Origin of the sequence: Leisingera sp. UBA4491, from assembly GCF_002388965.1 — a bacterium.
Taxonomy (GTDB): domain Bacteria; phylum Pseudomonadota; class Alphaproteobacteria; order Rhodobacterales; family Rhodobacteraceae; genus Leisingera; species Leisingera aquaemixtae.
The window spans coordinates 19,958-34,551 of sequence record NZ_DGNN01000020.1 but is presented as its reverse complement, the minus strand read 5'-3'; the positions used below and the strand labels follow the sequence as shown (position 1 = coordinate 34,551).

At 65.1% G+C, this 14,594-nt stretch carries 10 protein-coding genes; 5 read left to right on the top strand and 5 right to left on the bottom strand.

Annotated features, from left to right (window positions below; all coding sequences use genetic code 11):
- Nucleotides 1-13: 13 nt before the first annotated feature.
- The 3 genes from B2P87_RS11100 to B2P87_RS11090 all read right to left on the bottom strand — a co-directional run bounded on the left by B2P87_RS11100 (nucleotide 14) and on the right by B2P87_RS11090 (nucleotide 1,993).
- A complete protein-coding gene (locus B2P87_RS11100; protein WP_058286657.1) occupies nucleotides 14-526 on the bottom strand; it encodes a TRAP transporter small permease in 513 nt (170 codons plus the stop codon).
- A 112-nt stretch (nucleotides 527-638) separates the two neighbouring features.
- Nucleotides 639-1,784 (bottom strand): TRAP transporter substrate-binding protein, encoded by a 1,146-nt coding sequence (locus B2P87_RS11095; RefSeq protein WP_141889140.1) that lies wholly within the window; start codon nucleotides 1,782-1,784, stop codon nucleotides 639-641.
- Nucleotides 1,785-1,807: 23 nt separating this feature from the next.
- A complete protein-coding gene (locus B2P87_RS11090) occupies nucleotides 1,808-1,993 on the bottom strand; it encodes a hypothetical protein (RefSeq protein WP_027234045.1) in 186 nt (61 codons plus the stop codon).
- A gap of 131 nt (nucleotides 1,994-2,124) precedes the next feature.
- Between B2P87_RS11090 and B2P87_RS11085 the strand changes: the two genes are divergently transcribed.
- Nucleotides 2,125-3,153 carry a LacI family DNA-binding transcriptional regulator gene (locus B2P87_RS11085; protein ID WP_141889141.1) on the top strand — a complete coding sequence of 343 codons (1,029 nt, stop codon included), beginning with the start codon at nucleotides 2,125-2,127 and terminating at the stop codon, nucleotides 3,151-3,153.
- A gap of 119 nt (nucleotides 3,154-3,272) precedes the next feature.
- On the opposite strand, the gene B2P87_RS11080 is transcribed toward B2P87_RS11085, so the two are convergent.
- Together B2P87_RS11080 and B2P87_RS11075 are read right to left on the bottom strand one after the other, a co-directional pair.
- Nucleotides 3,273-5,681 carry a YbcC family protein gene (locus B2P87_RS11080; RefSeq protein ID WP_141889142.1) on the bottom strand — a complete coding sequence of 803 codons (2,409 nt, stop codon included), beginning with the start codon at nucleotides 5,679-5,681 and terminating at the stop codon, nucleotides 3,273-3,275.
- 13 nt (nucleotides 5,682-5,694) lie between these two features.
- Nucleotides 5,695-7,245 carry a proton-conducting transporter membrane subunit gene (locus B2P87_RS11075; RefSeq protein ID WP_141889143.1) on the bottom strand — a complete coding sequence of 517 codons (1,551 nt, stop codon included), beginning with the start codon at nucleotides 7,243-7,245 and terminating at the stop codon, nucleotides 5,695-5,697.
- Between the two features lie 115 nt (nucleotides 7,246-7,360).
- On the opposite strand from B2P87_RS11075, the gene B2P87_RS11070 reads away from it, so the two are divergent.
- The 4 genes from B2P87_RS11070 (at nucleotide 7,361) to B2P87_RS11055 (ending at nucleotide 14,565) form a co-directional block, all read left to right on the top strand.
- Complete coding sequence (locus B2P87_RS11070; RefSeq protein ID WP_058286662.1) at nucleotides 7,361-8,251, top strand: LysR family transcriptional regulator; 891 nt, start codon at nucleotides 7,361-7,363, stop codon at nucleotides 8,249-8,251.
- Nucleotides 8,252-8,480: 229 nt separating this feature from the next.
- A complete protein-coding gene (locus B2P87_RS11065) occupies nucleotides 8,481-11,273 on the top strand; it encodes a bifunctional aconitate hydratase 2/2-methylisocitrate dehydratase (protein WP_141889144.1) in 2,793 nt (930 codons plus the stop codon).
- A 428-nt stretch (nucleotides 11,274-11,701) separates the two neighbouring features.
- A complete protein-coding gene (locus B2P87_RS11060) occupies nucleotides 11,702-13,927 on the top strand; it encodes an ATP-binding protein (protein ID WP_141889145.1) in 2,226 nt (741 codons plus the stop codon).
- Nucleotides 13,924-14,565 (top strand): biliverdin-producing heme oxygenase, encoded by a 642-nt coding sequence (locus tag B2P87_RS11055; protein WP_141889146.1) that lies wholly within the window; start codon nucleotides 13,924-13,926, stop codon nucleotides 14,563-14,565. Before B2P87_RS11060 ends, B2P87_RS11055 begins: the two co-directional genes overlap by 4 nt.
- Nucleotides 14,566-14,594 lie beyond the last annotated feature (29 nt).

Sequence of the window (14,594 nt, the reverse complement as noted above, 5' to 3'; positions counted from 1 at the left end):
CGCTTAAGGCCCCTCAATCAAACAGCTTGTCGCCTTCGAAGACGGGAGTGCCGTCACGAAGGCTGCGCCAGTCGCGCAGGAAGGATTGCAGCAGGCGCCAGACCATCAGGGTGAACCCCGCAGGCACCGCCATCAGGAACCACACCATCGAAACCCGCAGCCCGTGGCTGACCGATCCGAACTTGGCGGAAACCAGAACCGTCTCGAACGACCAGTAGAGCGCGACCAGGGCCACGATGAACATCACCAGATCGCCGAAGATGTAGAGCAGCGCCTTGGGCCGGGGGCCGAGGTAGTGCATCAGCACATCAATGCGGATATGCGCGCGCTCCTTGACCGCGGCGGCGGCACCGATCCAGGCCAGGTAGATGAAGGAATAGCGGACGATCTCCTCGCCCCAGATCGAGGAGAAGGCAAACAGCTCGCGCCGGATCACCTCGATCGCCATGGTGATGACCAGCATCACGTAGAACACCAGGAGCAGCCAGCGCTCCGCGTTCTTGTCTATCGTTCGCAGGATCTTCATCGCTGTTCCCGGGGTTCAGGCACGCCCCCGCAGCCAGCCCGGCGGGCTGCTGCAGAAGCGGCGGTTTCGGTGGCGGGCGGCGGCCGGTGTGCGGCGCGCGCCTCTGCAGCGGTCAGGCGTCGTGGACGAAGTACTTGCCCTGGGTGCCTGCGGCCTCCTCCAGCTTGGCGAAATTGTCCATCGACCCGGCCAGCTCTGTCTTGAAGGAATCCCATTCGCTGCGCTGGTAGCCGCCGGCCTCCTTCCACTCCGCCAGCTGGTCATCGCTGAGCGAATGAAACTCGACGCCTGCCTTGGTCAGTTCCGCCATTGCATAGGCGCGGGCGGAGGGCACCTTGGACAGGTTCTGATGCGCGGTCATCTCCGACCCCCAGATCACGCCCTGCTGCACATCGGCGGGCAATGAGTTGAACCATTCCAGATTGCAGGAATAGACTTGGCTGTCCGGCACCGCCTGGGTAAAGGTCACATGGCTGAGGATGTCCTTGAAGCCAAAGACATAGAGCGCCCCGACCGAAGGGTCGAGCGCATCCGCCACCCCCTGCTTGATCGCCGAGGGTGTTTCGCCCCAGGCCACCGGGGTCGGGTTGGCGCCGACCATCCGGTAATACTGCTGCAGCATTTTCGAGCCCGGCACCCGGAATTTCACCCCCGACATGTCGCCGGGTGACATCACCGCGTTGCCGCCCTTGCGCACTGCCACCACACGGGGGTCGATGTTCACATAAAACAGCGCCTTGAACCCGGCGGCCTCGACCTTGGGGTGGACCTCGGCGGCCCAGAAGTCAGAGTTCACCAGATTGGTGAAACGCTGGTTGGAGCCGCAGAGATAGGGCATGTTGATCAGGTCAACGGTGGAGGCGAAGGGCGCGAAGTTGGACAGCGAATGCTGCGCCGCCTGGATGGTGCCGCCCTGCACCTTCTGCACCAAAGCGCCGCCCGCGCCGAGCTGGCCGCCGGGGGCAAGCTTGACGTAGATCTTGCCGTTGGTGGCGTTCTGGATGTTTTCCTTCAGGTCCAGCTGCATGATCGGATAGCTGCGGGAGGCGCCGAGCACATAAGCGGTCGCCACGGTCATGATATGCTCCGCTGCGCGCTCGCGCTCTTTCTCTTCCTTGGCAGTCTGCGCGGCGGCCTCCGATGACCACAGAACGCCGCCCGCACCCGCCACCAGCGCCGCGGTGAAGGAGCCGGTTGAGGCCAGTTTCAGAAAATTGCGGCGCTCCGCAGATTTGGGGCCATCCTTGTCAGTCGTCATTGTCTTCCTCCCTTGGAAATCCGTCAGCTGCCGTTGTTTTTCTTGTGGTCAGCCTCGCGCTTGAGGATCGCGGCAACGAACAGGACCGAGGCCGCAAACAGGACCAGCATCTCTCCCACGTCGTTCAGAAACCCGCCGCCGCCAAACGCGCCCAGGGCGACATTGGCAAAGAACACGGCAAAGACGGCAACGGCAGCGAGGAGAAACATCGTTTAATCCCGTTTTTTGATCCCAACACCATTTGTAAGCGCTTACATCATTAATGCAAGCGCTTACATGGGCGGATGGCAACGGCTGCGATTTGTGCTAAGACAGGGGCCAATGGAATGGCAGGCATGATATGGGAAAAACCCGCTCAGCTCCGACACTTACCGATGTTGCACGGGAGGCCGGCGTCTCGACCGCGACGGTGTCGCGCTGCCTCAACACGCCGGAACGGGTGATCGAATCGACCCGTCAGCGGGTCCTGCAGGCGGTCGAATCACTGGGCTACACGCCGAATTTCGCCGCCCGGGTGATGGCGGCCAAGCGCAGCTTCACCATCGGGGCGATCATCCCCACCATGGACAACGCGATCTTTGCCCGCGGCCTGCAGGCCTTTCAGGACGAGCTGCGGGAGCGCGGCTATACGCTGCTGGTGTCCAGTTCGGCCTATGATCCGGAGGCCGAACGCGAGCAGATCCGCACCCTGGTTGCGCGCGGCGCGGACGGGCTGCTGCTGATCGGGCACGCGCGCGACCCGCAGATTTACGAATACCTCGACCGGCATCAGGTGCCGTCGCTGGTCGCCTGGTCCTATGTGCCGGAGGCCAGGCGGCCCTCGGTCGGGTTCAGCAATGCCTGCGCCATGCGCGCGCTGGCGGAGAGCGTTCTGGCGGCGGGCCACCGGCGGATTGCGATGATTTCAGGCCTGACGGAGGGCAACGACCGGGCGCTGAGCCGGGTGGAGGGTGTCAGGCAGGCATTGCAGGCGGCCGGCCTGGGGGAGGGGGCGCTGACCCTGATCGAAACCCCGTATGAGATAGACAACGGGGCTGAGGCATTCCGCCAGCTGATGGCGCTGGAGCCGCGCCCGACGGTGGTGATGTGCGGCAACGACGTGCTGGCGGCGGGCGCTTTGCGCGAGGCGAAAGGGATGGGCATTGCGGTGCCGGAGCAGGTCTCCGTCACCGGGTTCGACGACATCGAATTGGCGGCAATTGTCAGCCCGGCGCTGACCACGGTGCATGTTCCGCACCGCGAAATGGGCCGCAAGGCCGCGCGGGAGCTGGTGGCGATGGTTGAAGGCACATCGGCAGGGCAGCCGGAGTGCATCAGCACGCATGTCGTGACGCGGCAGTCGCTGGCCGGGCCGCCCGGCCAGTTATAAGCACGGCATCAGCTTTCTGGCACCATAGCTGCGCGCAGCAGCAGCTTGCCCCTCACGTATGGAAACCGGCAAGCGTGCCTGCCGGTGTCCTTTGCATGTCTGGGGCTTGCCGCCCGCGCTTACTCCGCCGCGATTGCGCGGTTGCCGCGGTCTTCCGGCTGGAACGGCGACCATTCAAGTTCGCCGTCATAGCGCCAAGCCAGCTTGCCTTCGCTGTCCATCGCAATCAGCGACAGCCAGCGGTTGTCGAACAGCGCCCTGACATTGGCGTGCCGTTTCAGCACATCGGTCATGGCTTCACGGGGGGCTTCGATGATGACGGACAGGCGCAACGGATCATGCTGGAAGCCTTCGCCGTCATGCACGGACTGCCAGGGCAGCCCGGGGCGCAGCGCGCCGCCGTTGCCTTCCAGCACACCGATGCCGCCTGCAACATTGTGCAGCAGCTTGTTGCCGCCGCCGAACAGCTCCGGCGCCACGGTGGAACCGTAGTACTGCAGGCTGATCCAGCTGGCGACCTGCACCGGGGCGGTCATGATCAGTTCCAGCACGCCAAAGCCCGCATCGGCCTGCCAGTCGTAGTTGTGCAGGAAGGTGTTGCCGGACAGATCCGCGCCCTCGGTCCGCTGGCGCGGGGCGGCGATCAGCGCCTGGCAGCCGGCCAGACCCCATTCCGGGCGCAGCTCGGCCCAGTCGCTGGCCCGGCGGGCAATATCCGCCTCCCCCTTCGCCCGCGGCAGCCTGGCGGCGCGTTCGCTGCGGGCCAGCCGCCCGGCATCGTCCAGCCAGCGCTTCAGCCGGGCGACATCCGCCTTCCACTCCTGCCCCCGCAGATCCTGCTCAAACAGCGTGACTGCGTCGGTGGTGGTGTGGTGCAGCGCCGGCAGGAACAGCGTATCGGCGGGGATGCTGATGCCTTCGCCCCGCAGCCCCTCGCGCACCTGGGCGTCATTCAGCAGCCCGGCCAGCAGGCGCGCGTTCACATCGCCGGCATGGCCGCCGCAGGCGCCGCACTGCAGGGCGCTTTCATGCGGGTTGTTGGTGACGTCAGCGCCGTGGCCTGCCAGCATCACGATCCGCGCGAAATTCTCCGTCAGGGACATCGCGGCCAGCACGGATTTGGCCATGCCGACGCGGGTTTCCAGACCGATCGCAGGGTCAAGCTGCGGGGCGGGGTCCGGCTTGGCGCCAGCGGGGCGGCCAAGCGAGTCCCGCAGCAGCTTGCTGACGTACAGCGGGCCGGTGGCCTCGACAAAGGCAAAGGAGGAGACCGCCGCCAGTTTGAACCGGCCCCAGGCGCGTTTGGCCCGCGCCGCATAGCGCCGCTTCCGGTCGCTGTCGTCCGCTTCGGCGGCCTGCGAGGTTACACCGGGCTGCAGCAGGACCGGGCCGCGGATCTCGGTCACGTCCGAACCGGCGGCGCGGTGCGCGCTGGCAAGGCCGAAGAAGCCCGCGAAGCCGATGGTTTCGATCCCGGCATCCTGCGCTTCCAGCATCCGGCGGAACACTTCGGAGCGCACGTCGATGCAGAAGGCGGCCTGCACGGCAGGGCGTCCCGTGGTCAGGCGCGGCTGGCGGGAGGTCAGGACAGCGGACAGCTTGCGCTGCTGCGCCCGCTCGGCGGCGTCCTGAAGCACCGCGTCGATGACCAGATCCCGGCTGGGGGTCACCGGCATTTCGTGCTGTGCGGCAACCTCTGCCCACCGGCTGGCAATCTGCTCCTTGTAGAGATGGAACAGCGCCTCGTCGAAGACCATCCGGATCGCCAGCAGCTCAGCCGCGGTGTTGTCGGCCTGGCCGTCCAGTTCCGCCTGCCACAGCAGGTAGCGCGCGTATTGCGCCCAGCCGCCGAGGGTGATCAGCCACCTGTGGTAGGCGGTGCCGGCGGCCTCGGCCGACACACCAAGGGTCTCGGACGCCCGCCCGATGGCCCGCCAGTGCGACCGGTTGGTGGCGGCAACAAAGGCGCCGAAGCCCTTGAGGCCGTGAATTTCCGGGGTCAGATCGCGGGAGGCGAATTCGCGCCAGGCGCTGAAGGCGCCGCCGGTGCGGTTGGGCTGCCACAGGGCCTGGCCCTGATCGAAATGGCTGCACGCCCAGGCGCCGATCCGCTCCTCAATCAGGCCCGGCCAGTCGATGCCGGACACCTCCGCCGCCAGCTCCGCCACTGTGGGCAGGGCGCGCAGCGGGGCGCTTTCGGTCTGGAGCGCGGCCTTGACGGTGTCCAGATCCGGCAGGCCAAAGCGGCTTTCGGCACTGGCCAGGGCCGCGCGCAGATCCTCCGCGCCGATCTCTCCGGCGTCGAATTTCGCCGCCCAATGCGCGCGCTCCGGCGTGATCCGGGCGCCCGCGACCCGCGCCATGCGCGCCGCTGCCACCGCCAGGGGTTCACCGGTCTGGCCAAGGAACGGGTTGACCGCAACGCTGGAGGAGAGCGGGAACAGCGGCGGCACCGCTTTCACGGCCTTGTTCGCCTCGGCGACAAATTCCAGCAGGGCCGCAGGGTAGGTTTCGTGCTTGGTAAACATGTCTCGCTCCGTTTCAGGCGGTTTTCCGGTTCGACCAGCCGTCCAGCAGCCTGTCGAAGATCGCATTTGCGTAAAGCCCGCTGGACAGATGCACGCGCAGGCCGGCGGCGGCCGGATGGGTGGCCCAGAGCGGGAAGGTGGCCTGGGCCACGGCGACCGCGCCAAAGCTGATCAGCGCCAGAACGATCAGCGCCCATTCCAGCGGGCCCGGTGCGGGGGCCGGCGGCAGGGTGCCTGCGGTCATGTGCAGGGCCAGCGATTGCAGCAGGAAGTAGCTGACCGAGGTCGCGGAGGCATAGATCACGGTGCGGCGGGTCAGCGCGCCGGGGGCCGCATCGGCAAGGCCCTGCGCCAGGATGTAGGCCACGCCGAAGATCAGGATCACGCCCAGGGCGATGGCCTGAACCGATTTGCCGTCAAAGCCGAAGACCGCCCCGATCAGCCCGTACATCACGATGCCGATGGCAAAGGCCTGCAGCACGTTGCGGGCGCTTGGCACCGCGACGGGGCCGGGACGGCGGATGGCGGCCACATTGCGGACCGCTTCGCCCGCGCTGAGGAAGGCGTGCGCCTTATAGAGCGAATGCGCCACGATGTGCAGCAGCGCCAGCGGGAACAGCGCCAGGCCGCACTGCATGACCATAAAGCCCATCTGCGCAATCGTGGACCACGCCAGCGAGGTCTTGACCGCGGCCTGCGTCAGCATCACCAGCCCGCCGAACAGCGCCGTGAAACCGCCCAGCATCACCAGCAGCGCCATCACCCCCGGCGCGGCCAGCATCACATCGGCAAACCGGATCAGCAGGAAGCCGCCCGCATTGATGACGCCTGCGTGCAGCAGCGCCGAAACCGGGGTCGGGGCCTCCATCACCTCGGTCAGCCAGCCGTGGGCCGGAAACTGCGCCGAGGCCAGCACCGCTGCCAGGGCGATCAGCAGCGCTGCGGCTATGGTCGCAGGACCTGCTTGCGCGGCGGCCAGGATGGCGGAGATTTCGGATGTGCCGTAGGTCAGCACCAGCAGCAGCACTGCCCCTGCCAGCGCCAGCTCGCTTGCCCGGGCCACAACAGCCTTTTTGCGCGCGGCGCGCCGGGCGGTGGTGCGCTCCGGGTAGAACAGGAGCAGCCGGTTCAGCAGCAGGCTGGTTGCCACCCAGGCTGCCAGCAGCTGGATGAGGTTGCCGGACATCACCAGCAGCAGAACCGCGGCCAGGGTCGCTGACATCCAGCCCGCAAAGGCGCCCTGGCGCGCTTCGCCGTCCATGTAGGTGGCCGCGTAGCGCATGACGATCCAGCCGATAAAGCTGACCAGCACAAGCATGGTGGCGCTGATCGCATCCAGCCGCACCGAGATCCCAACGCCCCACAGGCCGATCAGCGCGGAGGTTCCCGGGCCGTGAAGCAGCAGCAGGACGGCCGAGGCGGCCGCGGCCGCAAAGGCGGCAAGCGCGGCCCACTCGGCCGCTTTGGGCAGCAGGCCCGGGCGGCGGCCGGGAGTGCGGCGCGCAAAGGCTGCGGCGGCGAGCAGGATGAGCGGGCTTAGAAGTGGCAGAAACAGGTGACTCATGGTTCAAATTCCTCGGTCTCAGCAGGCGGAATCGCGCTTGATACCGAGATAGGACAGGTTTCTTGATATAAAAAATTCATTGTTTGCTGGGTTTGGTTCTATTAAATAGAACGGTATGCCGCTGAACTATCACCATCTCCGCTATTTCTGGGCGGTTGCGCATGACGGAAACCTGACCCGGACGGCGCAGCAGCTGAACCTGTCGCAATCTGCCCTGTCCGTGCAGATCAAGCAGCTGGAAGAGCGGCTGGGCCATGCGCTGTTTGAGCGCCGCGGGCGGCAGTTGCACCTGACCGAGGCGGGCCGGATCGCCCTGGACCACGCCGATGCGATCTTCGCCGCCGGGCAGGAGCTGGTCGCCACCCTGCAGGAAACAGGCCGCAGCCGTCAGGCGCTGCGCGTGGGGGCGCTGGCCACCTTGTCCCGCAATTTCCAGATCGGGTTCCTGCGCCCGATCCTGGCGCGGAATGATGTTGAGGTGATCCTGCGCTCTGGCAGCCCGGCGGAACTGCTGGAGGGTCTGGGCACGCTCAATCTGGATCTGGTGCTGATGAACCGGGAGCCGCCGGACGACAGCCTGGCGCCTTATGAAACCCATCAGATTGCCGAACAGGCCGTCAGCATCGTCGGCTCCCCGGAACGGTTCGACCCGGACCGTCCCATCCGCGAGCTGCTGGGCGCGCATCCGTTCATCCTGCCCACCACCGACAACACCCTGCGCACCGCCTTCGATGCGATGGCCAGCCGGCTGTCGGTGCGCCCGCAGGTGGCCGCAGAGGTGGATGATATGGCGATGATGCGCCTGCTGGCGCGGGAAAACATCGGCTTGGCTCTGGTGGCGCCGATCGTGGTGCAGGATGAATTGTCGTCGGGGCGGCTGGTGGAAGCCAGGGAGCACCCGCGGATCAGAGAGACGTTTTACGCCATCACCCTGCGGCGCCGGTTTCCCAACCCGGTTGTGCAGGAGCTGCTGGCAAGCAGTTATGATCCGGCGCCGCTGACCTGAGCATCTGGCCGTTCAGGGCCGCTGCGTGGATTCGTCACGTTTGAAAAAAGGCTTCACTCTGGCACTTCCCTGCCGGATGCGGGCACGTGGGGCAACTTGACACTCACCGCCATATTGCCAAGCCGGATCATTTCGTATACCGCGGCATACAAACCGCGCTCCCGGGTTCGCAGGCTGCTGCCGAGGCCCGGGATGCACGCCCTTCTAACGCTTACTCGCCGGGACAGCCATGAGCCTTTACACAGATTACCTGAATGAGATCGAAACCCGCAAAGAGCAGGGTTTGAACCCCAAGCCCATCGACGATGGCGCGCTGGTTGAAGAGCTGATCGCGCAGATCAGGGACACCGGTAACGCGCACCGCGACGACTCCCTGAACTATCTGATCTACAACACTCTTCCCGGCACCACGAGCGCGGCGGGCGTCAAGGCGAAGTTCCTGAAAGAGATCATCCTGGGCCAGGCCGAGGTTCCGGAAATTTCCACCGCATTCGCGTTCGAGCTGCTGTCCCACATGAAAGGCGGCCCGTCGGTGGAGGTGCTGCTGGACCTGGCGCTTGGCGAGGATGCCGCGGTGGCGGGGCAGGCGGCCGAGGTGCTGAAGACGCAGGTCTTCCTGTATGAGGCGGACACCGATCGCCTGAAGCAGGCCTATGCAGCGGGCAGCGGCATCGCCAAGGACATTCTGGAAAGCTATGCAAAGGCAGAGTTTTTCACCAAGCTTCCGGATATCGAAGACAAGATCGAAGTCGTCACCTATGTCGCTGCCGAGGGTGATATCTCAACCGATCTTCTGTCGCCGGGCAACCAGGCGCACAGCCGCTCGGACCGCGAGTTGCACGGCAAATGCCTGATCTCCGAAAAGGCGCAGCAGGAAATCGAGGCGCTGAAACTGCAGCACCCGGGCAAGCGCGTGATGCTGGTCGCCGAAAAGGGCACGATGGGGGTCGGATCCTCGCGCATGTCCGGCGTGAACAACGTCGCCCTGTGGACCGGCAAGCAGGCCAGCCCCTATGTGCCGTTCGTGAACATCGCGCCGGTTGTTGCGGGCACCAATGGCATCTCCCCCATCTTCCTGACCACCGTGGGCGTGACTGGCGGCATCGGGCTGGACCTGAAGAACTGGGTCAAGAAAACGGACACCGATGGCAACCCGATCCTGAACAACGACGGCAACCCGATCCTGGAGCAGAAATACTCTGTCGAAACGGGCACCGTTCTTGCCATCGACACCAAGACCAAAAAGCTCTGCAGCGCTGAAACCGGCGAAGAGCTGGCGGATGTCTCCTCTGCCTTCACGCCGCAAAAGGTCGAATTCATGAAGGCCGGCGGCTCCTATGCCATCGTGTTCGGCAAGAAGCTGCAGACCTTTGCAGCCGAGACCCTGGGCGTCGAGCCGGTGACGGTCTTTGCGCCCTCCAAGGTGGTGTCGCATGAGGGCCAGGGCCTGACCGCGGTGGAGAAGATCTTTAACAAGAACGCCGTTGGCGTGGCCGGGGACACGGTGCTGCACGCGGGCTCGGATGCGCGCGTCAAGGTGAACATCGTCGGCTCGCAGGACACCACCGGCCTGATGACCGCGCAGGAACTGGAATCGATGGCCGCGACCGTCATCTCTCCGACCGTGGACGGCGCCTATCAATCCGGCTGCCACACCGCCTCTGTCTGGGATCTGAAGGCGCAGGCCAACATCCCCAAGCTCATGACATTCATGAACAAGTTCGGCCTGATCACGGCGCGGGACCCGAAGGGCGTCTACCACGCGATGACCGACGTGATCCACAAGGTGCTGAACGACCTCACCGTGGATGACTGGGACATCACCATCGGCGGCGACAGCCACACCCGGATGTCCAAGGGCGTGGCTTTTGGCGCCGACTCCGGCACCGTGGCGCTGGCGCTGGCAACCGGGGAGGCCACCATGCCGATCCCCGAGTCCGTCAAGGTGACGTTCAAGGGCCGCATGAAGGACCACATGGACTTCCGCGACGTGGTGCATGCCACCCAGGCGCAGATGCTGCAGCAGCACGGCGACAACGTGTTTCAGGGCCGCGTGATCGAAGTGCACATCGGCACCCTTCTGGCTGACCAGGCGTTCACCTTCACCGACTGGACCGCAGAGATGAAGGCGAAGGCCTCGATCTGCATCTCCAACGACGAGACGCTGATCGGTTCGCTGGAACTGGCCAAATCGCGCATCCAGGTGATGATCGACAAGGGCATGGACAATGAGGCGGCCACCCTGCAGGGGCTGATCGACAAGGCCGACAAGCGCATCGCCGAAATCAAGTCCGGCGAAAACCCGGCCCTGGCGCCGGACGGCAATGCCAAGTACTTCGCCGAAGTCGTCGTTGACCTCGACGCGATTGACGAGCCGATGATTGCGGACCCCGATGTGAACAACGCGGATGTGTCCAAGCGCTACACCCACGACACCATCCGCCCCGTGTCCTATTACGGCGGTGAAAAGAAGGTCGACCTGGGCTTTGTCGGTTCCTGCATGGTGCATAAGGGCGACATGAAAATCGTCGCGCAGATGCTGAAGAACCTGGAGAAGAAATCCGGCAAGGTCGCGTTCAACGCGCCTCTGGTTGTCGCGGCGCCGACCTACAACATCATCGACGAGCTGAAGGAAGAGGGCGACTGGGAAATCCTGCAGCGCTACTCGGGCTTTGAATTCGATGACCTGATGCCGAAAAGCGAGGCGCGCACGGAATACGAGAACATCCTGTATCTGGAGCGTCCGGGCTGCAACCTCTGCATGGGCAACCAGGAGAAGGCTGCCAAGGGCGATACGGTTCTGGCCACCTCCACGCGCCTGTTCCAGGGCCGCGTTGTGGAAGACTCGGCAGACAAGAAGGGCGAGTCGCTGCTGGCCTCGACCCCGGTTGTTGTTCTGTCGGCGATCCTGGGCAGAACCCCCAGCATGGACGAGTACAAATCCGCGGTGGAGGGGATCGACCTGACCAAATTCGCGCCGCCGCTGGAAAAACCCGCTGGCGCGCGGTCGGTTCATTTCTGACACCAGCTGATGCGTCCCGCCGCCGTGCCGCCCCTGCGGGCAAGGGCGCATGGCGGCTGCAAATCCTGGTGCCGCCGGGCAGGTGCAAAGCCTTGCCCGGCGGCCCGTCAGACCTGGAACCGCCCGGCTGCGGCCTCCGCCCGGGACGGCTGCTAGCGCCCGTAATCCTGATTATGTTATTTCGCTTCTAAAGAACCGCAGGCGCGGCCGTTTTGGGCTGCGGCAGGTGCCCGGCCTCCCGGCGGCACCGGCCATAGCGTATGGCAGGCGCATAAGCAGCGGATATCGTTCACTTTATTTCCACATGCGGCGCTCGGTCCTGCCAGCCGGCCCTCACGCCGGGGCGTTATAAAGTAATACACGCTAAACGGTAATTGCTTTTTCACACTCTTCTTATAGGGTGTTAAGGGTCCAACGAGGTACAGCTTATGAACCTTTCTCTCTCCCGATTCTTTGAAAGCACCCCGGCGACCAATCTCGACACCTGCGACCGTGAGCCGGTTCACATGATCGGCATGATCCAGAAGGGCACCGGCCTGCTGGTGCTGGATCCTGCCGATGGCCGCATCGTCGGCGTGTCGGAGAACCTGCATGAAATCCTGGGCAAGCCAGCTGACGCGTTGCTTGGCGCAGGTATCGGGGTTCTGTCGGAGGATATTGCCGAGCAGCTGGCCGAACTGGCGGACAGCCCGCATATTTCCCACGAAATCCTCGACGCGCAGTTCGAGGCGGACGGCGCAATTTACGATGTCGTCACCCACGCCCACGCGGGCCGCCGGTTTGTCGAATTCATCCGCAACGAAGCGCCGTCGGCGTCGCTGGTGCGCAAACGGATGCGGCGCTGCGGGTCGGCCTGTTCGCAGATCATGGGCGCGTTGACCTTTGAGGAGGCGATGCAGGTCGCCGCCAATGCGGTGCGCGATCTGACGGGCATGTCCCGGGTCAAGGTCTACCGGTTCCTGCCCGACTGGTCAGGCGCGACAATTGCTGAATCGCGGGACGACCGGATGGTGCCGATGCTGGGAATGCATTTCCCCGATACCGATATCCCCAAGCAGGTCCGGGAACTGATGACCATTGTGCCCTACCGCTTCGTGGGGTCGGTGCAGGACGAAAACGTGCCGATCCGCGCGCTGGCCGGTCAGGCTGGCGAGCTGGACATGACCTGGTCGATGGGGCGCGCGGTCTCCGTGATGCACACCGCCTATCTGCGCAACATCGGGGCGTCCTCGTCGTTTTCCTGCAGCCTGATGGACAAGGGAAAGCTGTGGGGCCTGATTGCCTGCCACCACGTCGAGGAGGCGATTGTGCCCTCGGACAGCTGGGCGCTGGCGCAGGAAATCGGCACCGCGCTGATGCTGCGCTACGATCAGGCGCAACGCACCGAGACCGCGGACATGATCTCGCAGCTGCGGCGGATCGAGAGCAACTTTGCGGCCGAACTGCGCCAGACCGGCGACGTTGAGGACGTGATCAAAACGCTTGTCCCGGTGCTGCAGAAATTCCTGCGCGCCGACGGGTTCGCCTTTCAGTACGGGCTTAACCTTCACACATCGGGTGAAACGCCGCCGCCGGAGTTCATCCGCGATCTGATCCGGTGGACCAAGGACAACCTGACCGGCGAAGATCAGTTCCAGACGATTTCGCTGCAGTCCATCTATCCGGACTCGGTGCCCTATAAGGATGTCGCCTGCGGGGTTCTGGTGCAGCCGATCGTCGTGCACCGGGTCTGCCAGCTGATTTGGTTCCGCGGGCCGATCACGCAAAAGGTGGCCTGGGCCGGGCGCCCGGATGCCAAGATGGTGGCAGACGAAAAGACGGGTGTCACCCTGGGGCCGCGGACGTCGTTCGACAAATGGGTCAATGAACACAACGACCAAAGCCTGCCCTGGGAGGAGGCTGAGCTGCAGGCCGCGCGCGAAATCTTCCAAGAGTTTCTGGACATTATCTCCTCGCAGCTTCTGCTGAAGGAGGAGAATTCCTCGCTGCGCCGCTTTGCGCATATGGCGGCGCATGACCTGAAGGCGCCGCTGCGGGGCATCAGCTCGGCGCTGCAGTGGATGGAAGAGGATGAGGCCGATCCCGCAAGCGTCGAAGAGCACCGCCACCTGGCGGCGCAGCAGGCGAAGAAGCTGCAGCGCCTGACCGAAAGCCTGCTGGAACTGGCCGTCCTGCAGGAGCAGAAGCCAAAGATGGTGACTGTCGACCTTGGCGAGCTGGCGCAGCAGGCGGTTGAGCTGCTGGGGCATGACATCGCGGCGGCCGGCGCCGACGTGCAGATCGGCGGCCTGCCGTCCTGTGTCGCGGCGCCGGACCTGCTGATCCGGGTGTTCCTGAACCAGATCGGAAACGCGCTCAAATACGGCCGCTCTGCGGACCGGGCGCTCCGGATTGCGGTCACCTCCGAGGAAGACGGCAGCTGGCACCGCATCCTGATTGAGGACAACGGCCCCGGCATCCCGCCGCAATATGCGGAGCAGATTTTCGAGCCGTCGCAGCGGCTGGTGACAGATGACAAGGCCGAAGGAAGCGGGTTCGGCCTGTCGATCTGCGCCGAGATCGCCAAGCTGCACCTTGGCCGCATCTATGCCGACAAGACGTTTGAAGCCGGCGCACGGTTTGTTCTGGAACTGCCGAAAGCCCAGCCGCAATGACGCGCCCGCAGGACGCCGCCCGGCGGTCCGCGCGCCTGTGGCTGCGCGAGGCCACGCACCGGCTGCATCTGGACCTGCATGAGCATCCGCTTTACCGGCGCCTGACGGAGCCGGACCTGACCTATCAGGAACTGAGGGCAACCGCGGCAGTGACATATGCCGCGGCCTCGGCGGTGGAGGCGGACCGTGCCAGGCGGCAGCTCTGGCCGGAAATTTCCTTGGCGGATCACCTGACGGCGCTGGAACGGGATCTGGGCAAGGAGCCGTGCCCGGCGCCGCAGCCCGGGCAGGCGTATCTGACCTCAGACGCGGGCCTTCTTGGCGCGCTTTACGTCATCCACGGGTCCGCCTTCGGGGCGGCTTCGCTGGCCAAGACGATCTGGCGCGCCGTGCCTTCTGCCCCCCGGTCGTTTGTCGTGCCGCGCGACACCGGGGCCTGGCGGTCCCTGTGCCAGCTGCTGGATGCGGTCCCGCAGGCCGGTTTGCCGGAGCTTGCCGATGGGGCAAGGGAAGTGTTCCGCACTTACAAACGGCTGGCCGACCTGCAATTGGCGGGGCTGCAGGCCTCGCTCCTCCCCGATGCCGCCAGGAATATTCCGCCTGCGCGCGGTTCTGCCTGGCAAGCAGCCTCCCGCTAAGGGCCCGCCCCGGCGGGCCGGGCAAGGCG

Coding starts and splice junctions, on each gene's coding strand:
- B2P87_RS11075 (WP_141889143.1), bottom strand. CDS start 7,245: ATGAGTCACCTGTTTCTGCCACTTCTAAGCCCGCTCATCCTGCTCGCC.
- B2P87_RS11080 (WP_141889142.1), bottom strand. CDS start 5,681: ATGTTTACCAAGCACGAAACCTACCCTGCGGCCCTGCTGGAATTTGTC.
- B2P87_RS11070 (WP_058286662.1), top strand. CDS start 7,361: ATGCCGCTGAACTATCACCATCTCCGCTATTTCTGGGCGGTTGCGCAT.
- B2P87_RS11060 (WP_141889145.1), top strand. CDS start 11,702: ATGAACCTTTCTCTCTCCCGATTCTTTGAAAGCACCCCGGCGACCAAT.
- B2P87_RS11100 (WP_058286657.1), bottom strand. CDS start 526: ATGAAGATCCTGCGAACGATAGACAAGAACGCGGAGCGCTGGCTGCTC.
- B2P87_RS11055 (WP_141889146.1), top strand. CDS start 13,924: ATGACGCGCCCGCAGGACGCCGCCCGGCGGTCCGCGCGCCTGTGGCTG.
- B2P87_RS11085 (WP_141889141.1), top strand. CDS start 2,125: ATGGGAAAAACCCGCTCAGCTCCGACACTTACCGATGTTGCACGGGAG.
- B2P87_RS11095 (WP_141889140.1), bottom strand. CDS start 1,784: ATGACGACTGACAAGGATGGCCCCAAATCTGCGGAGCGCCGCAATTTT.
- B2P87_RS11065 (WP_141889144.1), top strand. CDS start 8,481: ATGAGCCTTTACACAGATTACCTGAATGAGATCGAAACCCGCAAAGAG.
- B2P87_RS11090 (WP_027234045.1), bottom strand. CDS start 1,993: ATGTTTCTCCTCGCTGCCGTTGCCGTCTTTGCCGTGTTCTTTGCCAAT.